General features: G+C 73.2%; 6 protein-coding genes. 1 reads left to right on the top strand and 5 read right to left on the bottom strand.

Annotation, left to right across the window (positions count from 1 at the left end):
* Nucleotides 1-35 precede the first annotated feature (35 nt).
* Nucleotides 36-1415 carry an alpha-glucosidase/alpha-galactosidase gene (melA, locus tag GTR00_RS09740; RefSeq protein WP_166611430.1) on the bottom strand — a complete coding sequence of 460 codons (1380 nt, stop codon included), beginning with the start codon at nucleotides 1413-1415 and terminating at the stop codon, nucleotides 36-38.
* A gap of 91 nt (nucleotides 1416-1506) precedes the next feature.
* Between melA and GTR00_RS09735 the strand changes: the two genes are divergently transcribed.
* On the top strand, nucleotides 1507-2391 hold the full coding sequence (locus GTR00_RS09735) for a helix-turn-helix domain-containing protein (protein WP_166611429.1): 885 nt from the start codon (nucleotides 1507-1509) through the stop codon (nucleotides 2389-2391).
* On the opposite strand, the gene GTR00_RS09730 is transcribed toward GTR00_RS09735, so the two are convergent.
* From GTR00_RS09730 to GTR00_RS09715, 4 genes are all read right to left on the bottom strand, one after another.
* Nucleotides 2360-3718, bottom strand: coding sequence for an ABC transporter substrate-binding protein (locus GTR00_RS09730; RefSeq protein WP_166611428.1), 1359 nt, complete (start codon nucleotides 3716-3718; stop codon nucleotides 2360-2362). The two genes, GTR00_RS09735 and GTR00_RS09730, sit on opposite strands and share 32 nt — an antisense overlap.
* A gap of 80 nt (nucleotides 3719-3798) precedes the next feature.
* A complete protein-coding gene (locus GTR00_RS23855) occupies nucleotides 3799-4740 on the bottom strand; it encodes a carbohydrate ABC transporter permease (RefSeq protein ID WP_205705456.1) in 942 nt (313 codons plus the stop codon).
* A gap of 27 nt (nucleotides 4741-4767) precedes the next feature.
* On the bottom strand, nucleotides 4768-5721 hold the full coding sequence (locus tag GTR00_RS09720; RefSeq protein ID WP_166611427.1) for a carbohydrate ABC transporter permease: 954 nt from the start codon (nucleotides 5719-5721) through the stop codon (nucleotides 4768-4770).
* A gap of 4 nt (nucleotides 5722-5725) precedes the next feature.
* Nucleotides 5726-7858, bottom strand: a complete 2133-nt coding sequence (locus tag GTR00_RS09715; protein ID WP_166611431.1) for an alpha-galactosidase — start codon at nucleotides 7856-7858, stop codon at nucleotides 5726-5728.
* Between the last annotated feature and the right edge of the window lie 38 nt (nucleotides 7859-7896).

The raw sequence follows: 7896 nt of genomic DNA, 5'->3' as shown, positions 1-7896 counted from the left end.
GCACGGGCACGTCCTCGCGGGGGTGGGGTTCGGGCTCAGCCGCGCAGGAACGCCGGCAGCAGGTCGGCGTGCGCCTCGATCAGCTCCTCCGTCATGGCGCGGGCCTGCTCCAGCGTGCACTGCGCCGCGGTGAGCGGGTCGAGGGCCACCGCGTGCAGGACGTGCTCGCGCGCGCCCGTCAGGGCGGCCTCGACGGCGAGGGTCTGCACGTTGACGTTGGTGCGGTTCAGCGCGGCCAGCTGCGGGGGCAGGGCCCCGACGGCGGTGGGCTGCACGCCGTTGCGGTCCACCAGGCAGGGCACCTCCACGCAGGCGTCCGCCGGCAGGTTCGCGATGACGCCCGTGGCGTTGGGCACGTTGCCGTACACGACGGAGGGCACGCCGGTGACGACCGAGTTCACGATGCTGGCGCCGTACTCCACGCTGGGCGCCAGCTCCTGCTTCAGCCGCGCGAGCTGGGTGTCGATGTCGCCCTGGTCGTCGTGCGCGGAGCAGATCTCGTAGTAGTCCCAGCGCTGCGGGACGTACCGCTCGACCATCTCGGGGTCCTTGCGGAAGTACGGCACGTACTCCGAGGCGTGGTGGCTGGACTCGGTCTCGAAGTAGCCGAAGGCGTTCATGAGGGTGGTGCGGACCTGCTCGTTGCCGCCCTCGTAGGTGCTGGCGGCCAGGGCCGCCTCGCTGTGGTCGCCGTCGTCGCCGGCGAGGTCGGCCGCGGCGCGCCCGACGACGTGCCGCTGGTTCATGACCTCGCGCAGGCGCGGGTACAGGTCCTGACCGTCGCGGCGGAAGCGCAGCACCCAGGCCTGGTGGTTGATGCCGGCGGAGAGGAAGTCGACCTCCTCGTAGGGCACGTCCAGGGTGCGCGCGAGCATCCGGGTGGTGCCCTGCACGCTGTGGCACAGCCCCACGGTCCGCAGGCCCTTGGCGTTGAGGTAGGCCGTGGCCATCGCCATGGGGTTGGCGTAGTTGATGAACACCGCGTCCGGGCACAGCTCGAGGGCGTCGGCGGCGATGGCGTCGTAGGCGGGCACGGAGCGCAGGAAGCGGAACACCCCGCCGGGGCCGACGGTGTCGCCGACCGTCTGGTCCACGCCGTAGCGGCGCGGGATCTCCACGTCGTGGCGGTAGGAGGCCACGCCGCCGACCTGGAAGGTGATGATGACGAAGTCGGCGCCGTCCAGGGCCTCGCGGCGGTCGGTGGTCTCCACCACCTGCGCGTCGAACCCGTGGTGGGCGACGAGCTTGCGCGCGGCGTCGGCCACGGGCGCGAGCTTGCCGGGGTCGACGTCCATGAGGCACAGCTGCGCCGAGCGCAGGGCGGGGAAGCTGAGGACGTCCCCGATGAGCCGGAAGGGGAACACGTACCCCCCCGCGCCGATGAGGGTGATCTTCGGGGAACGCGTGGCGGTCATGCCGGCAACGCTAGGCGCGCCCGGGCCGCGGCGGCTTCCGGCTGAGTGCGCAGACCCTCCAGGATCCTCAGCGCCCGGGTACCCTCGCGGGGTGGACGAGGAGGCCCCGGACGTCGTGGGACCGGCGCTGTGGGTGCACCGCGGGCCCGCCCCGCCGATGCACGCCCCCCACCGGCACGACGACCTGGAGGTCAACGTCGTCCTGGACGGCGGATTGGAGTACCTCTTCGGGGGCGAGCGGGTCAGGGTGCCCAGCGGCTGCACGGCGATGTTCTGGGCCGCCTCGCCGCACCGCCTCCTGGCGCGGGAGCCGCTGGGGGGCAGCGACGTCTGCTGGATCCACGTGCCGCTGGCGGTGGTCCTGCGCTGGTCGCTGCCGGAGGAGTTCGGCGCGCGCGTCCTGTCGCACGGGACGCTGGTGGTGCCGACCGCGGCGCTGGGCGCGCACGTCGCCGCGCAGTTCTCCACGTGGCGCGAGGACCTGGCCGCGGGCGGGGACCCCGCCCCGGTGCTGCTGGAGGCGAACGCGATGGTGCTGAGGATCCTGGCACAGCACCGCGGCGGCGAGGGCGGCCCCGGGCCGGCCGGCACCCGTCCGGACCTGCGCCCGGTGGCGCTCATGGCCCGCTTCACCGCCGAGCGCTTCCGCGAGCCCATCAGCACCGCCGACATCGCCCGCGCGGCCAACCTCAACCCGAACTACGCCACGACGCTGTTCCGGCGCGCGGTGGGCGCCACGCTGGGCGAGCAGCTCGTGCGGCACCGCGTCGCCGAGGCCCAGCGCCTGCTGCTGACCACGACGATGACCACCGCGGCCGTCGCGCACGCGGCGGGCTTCGGCTCGCAGAGCAGCCTGTACGCGCACTTCACGCGCGCGTGCGGGTGCTCCCCGGGGACCTACCGCGCGACGCGGTCGGTCACCGCGGGGAGCGGGGCCGCGCCGGTCAGTCGAACAGCGCGTCGATCTCCGCGTTGACCTGCGTCAGCGAGGAGGGCTCGGCGTTGAAGGCCAGGACGTTGTCCATGGCCGAGGTCATGGTGCTCTGGATCTCGGCGGAGTTCAGCACCGCGGGGAACGGGAACGTCGTGCCCTCGCGGATCTGGTCGGTGTAGGCGGTGATGTCCAGGCCCGTCTCCGACAGCGCCGCCTGGGAGGTCTCCACGGTGGAGGCCAGGGCCGGCATGACCACGCCGGAGCGGGCCACGACCTCCTGGCAGTCGGCCGAGGCCAGGTACTGCACCCACTTCCACGCGGCGCCCTTGCGCGGGGAGGAGGTGAAGATCGAGTCGGCCAGCGAGTTCTGCATGGCGGCGCGCTGCCCGCTCGGGCCGATCGGGGTGGGGGCCAGCCCCAGCTCGATGCCCTCCAGCCCGGCGAAGTTGGCGATCGTCCAGGACCCCTCGGTGGCCATGGCGTACTTGCCGGCCTGCATCTGCTGGTCCAGCGAGCCGCCCTCGGTGAACGACAGCGGCGGCATGAAGCCCTTCTCGATGAGCCCGCGCCACCAGGTGATGGTCTCCTGGAACCGCGGGTCGTCGTAGTTGAACTCCGTGCCCCAGGCGGGCTTGTCCATGTACGTCCACCCGGTGGTCTGGGTGAGGTAGGACCACTCGGTCTGGCCGTTGGGTCCGCCGGAGGAGTTCAGGCCCAGCCCGTAGGTGGCGATGCTGTCCTTGTCGAAGCCGGGCTCGTCACCGCGCACGCCGTTGGTGTCCACGGTGAGGCGGGCGATGACGTCCTCGTAGGTGCCGCCGTCGACCGGGTTCCAGGTGAGCTCCTTCATCTGGGCCTCGGTGACGCCCGCCTCCTCGGCCATCGTCTTGTTGTAGTACAGCCCGATGGTGTCGAAGTCCTTGGGCAGCCCGTAGCGCTTGCCGTCCGGGCCCACCCACAGCTCGGTGGTGCCCGTGACGTAGGCGCCCAGGTCGATCCCGGCCCGCTCGACCTGCTCGTCGATGGGCTCGATGAGCCCGCGGGCGGCGAACTCGCCGTAGCGGGAGGTGTGGTCGGCGAAGACGTCGGGGGCGGAGTTCGCCACGAACCCGGTGAACAGCTTGTTCCAGTAGTCGTCCCAGCCGAACTGCTCGATCTTGACGTCGATGTCGGGGTTGAGCGCCTCGAAGTCGCTCGCGCACTGCTGGTAGGCCGGCAGCTGCGCCGCCTCCCACATCCAGTACGTGAGCTCACCGGTCTGCGCGTCGCCGCCGGGGTCGACGCCGTAGGTGGCGCACCCGCTCAGCAGGACGGTGGCGCCGGCGAACGCGGCGGCGGTGCGCGCGAGGCGACGGCGGGGCTGGCGCATGCGGGGGGCCTCCCTGGTGCTCGGCGCGCCCGGGGAGGACGCGCCGGAGGGCTCGGACGGGGACGGGGCGGGTGCGGCGTTCACTTCAGCCCCGAGAAGCCGATGGAGTTGACGATCCGGCGGCTGAAGACGGCGAAGAGGAGGACGACCGGCAGGGCGGCCAGCAGGGTCGCGGCCATGAGCCCGGCCCAGTCGGGGGTGCCCTGCGGGGTCTGGGAGCGGAAGATGCCCAGCCCCACCGTGAGCACGCGCACGCGGTCGTCGCTGCCGACCAGCAGCGGCCAGAAGTACTCGCTCCACGCCTGCACGTACTGCAGGATCGCCAGGGTGGCCAGCGGGCCGGAGGCCATCGGCAGGATCACCCCGAAGAACCGGCGGACCGGGCCGGCGCCGTCCAGGCGCGCGGCCTCCTCCACCTCGTGCGGGATGCCGAGGAAGAACTGCCGCAGGAAGAAGATCGCGAACGGCGTCATGAAGAAGTACGGCAGGATGATGCCGGCGTAGGTGTTCAGCAGGCCCAGGTCGCGCACCAGCAGGAAGTTGGGCAGCTGGGTGAAGATCGGCGGGACCATCAGCGCGGTGAGGAACAGGAAGAACACCGCCTCGCGGCCCGGCCAGCGCAGCCGGGAGAACGCGTAGGCGGCCATCGCGCCGAAGAACACCTGGCCGGCGGTGATGAAGGTCGCCACGACCACGGAGTTGCCCAGGTAGCGCACGAAGTCGATGGCGGCGCCGGAGCCGCCCTGCGCCTGCGCCTCCTCGGTGCTGGCCAGGCCGAGCACCCGCTCGAAGGCGCCCAGCGTGGGGTCCACGGGCAGCAGCGAGGCCGGCTGCGTCGCCAGCGAGGCGCCGTTGGAGAACGCCGTGCGCAGCATCCAGAAGAACGGGAACAGCGTGACGAGCATGATGAGCACCAGGGCGGTCCAGGCGAGGACCCGCCCGGGACCGGCCTTGCGGCGCTCTGCGGGTGCGGGTGCCTTGAGCACCAGGTCGATGTCGCTCGGGGCAGCGGTGGTGGCCACGTCGCCTCCTCCTTGTCTGTCGGTTTCTCAGGCGACGTCGGACTGGTCGGCCCGCATCAGCCGGAGCTGGACGAGGGCGACCAGGGCGAGGATGACGAACAGGACGACCGACACGGCGGAGGCGTACCCGAACTGCAGCCGCTGGAAGGCCAGGTCGAAGATGTAGTACTGGATGACGCGGCTGGCGTCGCCCGGCCCGCCGGAGGTGGTCACGGCCACCGTGTCGAAGGCCTGGAACGAGCCGACGACGGTGATGACGAGCACCAGGGCCAGCACGGGGCGCAGCAGCGGCAGGGTGATCCGCCAGAACATCTTCCACTCCGAGGCGCCGTCGACGCGGCCGGCCTCGTACACGTCGTTCGGGATCATCACCATGCCGGCGAACAGCAGCAGCGCGGTGTAGCCCAGGTGGCGCCAGGTGTTCACCAGCGCGATCGTGGGGATGGCCCAGTTCTGGTCGCCGAAGAACGCCACGGGGCCGGTCCCGAGCCAGCCGAGGACCTGGTTGGTGATGCCGATCTGCGCGTCCAGCATCCAGTAGAAGACCAGCGCCACGACGACGTTGGCGATGAGGTACGGCAGCACGATGACGCTGCGCACGAACACCGACCGGGTCAGCCGGTGCAGCAGGACCGCCAGCAGCAGCGCCAGGACCGTCTGGGTGGCGATGTTGATCGCCACGTACTCGACGGTGACGAGCATCGCGTTCCAGAACGTGGAGTCCTCGAGGATCGCGCGGTAGTTGCCCAGGCCGACGAACACGGGCCGGTTGAAGACGTCGTACTCGGTGAAGCTGAAGTACAGCCCCCGCAGCGTCGGCCAGAAGTAGAAGACGGCGAACCCGAGCAGGGCCGGGGCGATGAAGGCCAGCGCCGTCAGCCGCTCGCGGCGGCTGCCGTTGGCGTCGGGGCGGTAGTCGTGGACGTGCAGGGCGAGGTCGGCGGTGCTGCGGGCACGAGCGGCTCTGCTCGTGAGGGCCATGGCGTCACACCTTCCGGGTGCGCAGGAGGAGGAGTTGCTGCGGCTGCAGCGCGGGGGCCGTCAGGCCCGCGGCGGCCAGGGCGCGGCCGGTCAGCCGCACCCCCTCCGCGGCCCACGGCAGGTCGGCGCCGCCGCGCACCGCCGGGTCGTGCCCCGGCGGCTGCGGCGCGACGTGGTAGGTGGCGTCCGGGTCCAGGCCGGGCAGGCGCACCCGGCCGGGCACGGAGGTGTCGGGGGTGGCCAGCTGCACGAGCGCGAACAGCCCGTCGGAGCCGTCGGCGGCCACGACGCCGTGCAGGGCCGCGGACTCGTCGTGGGGGTCGGCGCGCACCACGGTGCCGGTGTGCAGCAGCGGGCGCAGCTCCTTGTAGAGCGCCACCCAGCGCGCCAGCTCGGCGCGCTCGTCCGCGCCCATGCGCGTCACGTCGGTCTCGATGCCGAAGGAGGCGAACAGCGCGGTGCCCGCCCGGAAGGACAGGTCGCTGTGCCGGTGGGTGGTGTGCGAGGGCGAGGCGCCCACGTGCGAGCCGATCAGCTCCGGCGGGACGAGCTGGGTGGTCCAGCGCTGGATCTGCTGGCGCTCCAGGGGGTCGATGCAGTCGCTGCCCCACACCCGGTCGGTGTGCTCCAGGACCTCCAGGTCCACCCGCAGGCCGCCGGAGGAGCACGACTCGATCTCCACGCCGGGGTGGCGCTCGCGCAGCTCGTCCAGCAGCCGGTACACGGCCAGGGTCTGCGCGTGCACGCCCGGGCGGCGGCCGGGGCCGGAACCGGCCTCCAGCAGGTCCCGGTTGTGGTCCCACTTCAGGTAGCCGATGTCGTTCTCCGTGAGCAGCGCGTCCAGCCGCTGCAGCAGGTGCGCGTGGACCTCGGGGTTGCCCAGGTCCAGGACCTGCTGGCGGCGGGCGGCCGGCGGCAGCACGTCCTCGTCCGGGCGCAGGATCCACTCCGGGTGGGCGCGGGCGAGGTCGGAGTCGGGGTTGACCATCTCCGGCTCGACCCACAGGCCGAACTCCATGCCCAGGCCGGTGACGACGTCGATCAGCGGGGTCAGCCCGTGCGGCCACACGTCCTCGTCGACGTACCAGTCGCCCAGGCCGGCGCCGTCGTCGCGGCGGTGGCGGAACCAGCCGTCGTCCAGGACGTAGCGCTCGGCGCCGACCTCGGCCGCCGCGCGCGCCAGCTCGGTCAGCCGGGCCAGGTCGTGGTCGAAGTAGACCGCCTCCCAGGTGTTGGCGATGACCGGGCGCGGCGAGGAGGGGTGGTGCGGGCGCGAGCGCAGGTGGGCGTGGAAGCGCGCGGCGATCCCGTCCAGCCCGTGCTCGGAGTGCGCCGCGTACACCCAGGGGGTGCGGTAGGACTCCCCCGCGGCCAGGCGCACCTCGCCGGGCAGCAGCAGCTCGCCGCCGGACAGCACCGCGTCGCCGGTGGCGCGGCGCTCGGCCAGGGCGCGGTGGTTGCCGCTGAAGGCGACGTGCTGGGCCCACACCTCCCCGGTGCGGAAGCCGAACCCGGCGGTGCCGGCGGCGAGCACCAGGGGGGCGTCGGCGCCGGTGCGCCCGCGGCGGTTCTCCCGCGCGTGGGCGCCCACGACGAACGGCAGGCGCTGCGGCACGCGCTCCTTGGCCCAGCGGCCGGCCAGGTCCAGCAGCTCGGTGGCCACCGGCGGCACGGGCAGCGCGAGCGCGAGGACGCCGACCTCGTAGGCCCCGGCGGCGGTGCTGGTCACCGCGGCGCGGTGGCGCAGCAGCCCGGAGGGCAGCAGCTCCAGCTCCAGGTGCAGCTCCAGGCCGGCGCGCTCGTCGGCGGCGCGCACCTCCACGCGCCCGCCGAGCGGGCCGTCGTCGGCGACCTGCACGGAGGCGGGGGCGAAGCGGGTGGCCCAGGCGGTGCCGTCGCGGTGCCCGGCCAGGCCCGGGGTGCCGCTCCAGCCCTGCACCTGCTCGGGCAGCAGGGCCAGCGGGCGGGGCTCGTCGACCTCGTTGTTGGCGCGGGCGGTGCCGCCGGCGGTCACCAGGTCCGCCAGGGCGGCGTCGTCGAGGTCGCCGAGGTCGGCGCCCCAGTGCACCACGGAGGGGACCTGCTCGCGGTGGGTGCGCAGCACGAGGCTGACGCCCGCTGCGCGCAGGTGCACCACCTCGCGCGGACCGGCGGACCGGGCGGGGGCGGGGGTGC

It is taken from the genome of Kineococcus indalonis (assembly GCF_009906395.1).
Lineage (GTDB): Bacteria > Actinomycetota > Actinomycetes > Actinomycetales > Kineococcaceae > Kineococcus > Kineococcus indalonis.
The sequence above is the reverse complement of the archived record's forward strand: the minus strand, read 5'-3'. Positions and strand labels throughout refer to the sequence as shown.

Coding starts and splice junctions, on each gene's coding strand:
- GTR00_RS09730 (WP_166611428.1), bottom strand. CDS start 3,718: ATGCGCCAGCCCCGCCGTCGCCTCGCGCGCACCGCCGCCGCGTTCGCC.
- GTR00_RS09720 (WP_166611427.1), bottom strand. CDS start 5,721: ATGGCCCTCACGAGCAGAGCCGCTCGTGCCCGCAGCACCGCCGACCTC.
- melA (WP_166611430.1), bottom strand. CDS start 1,415: ATGACCGCCACGCGTTCCCCGAAGATCACCCTCATCGGCGCGGGGGGG.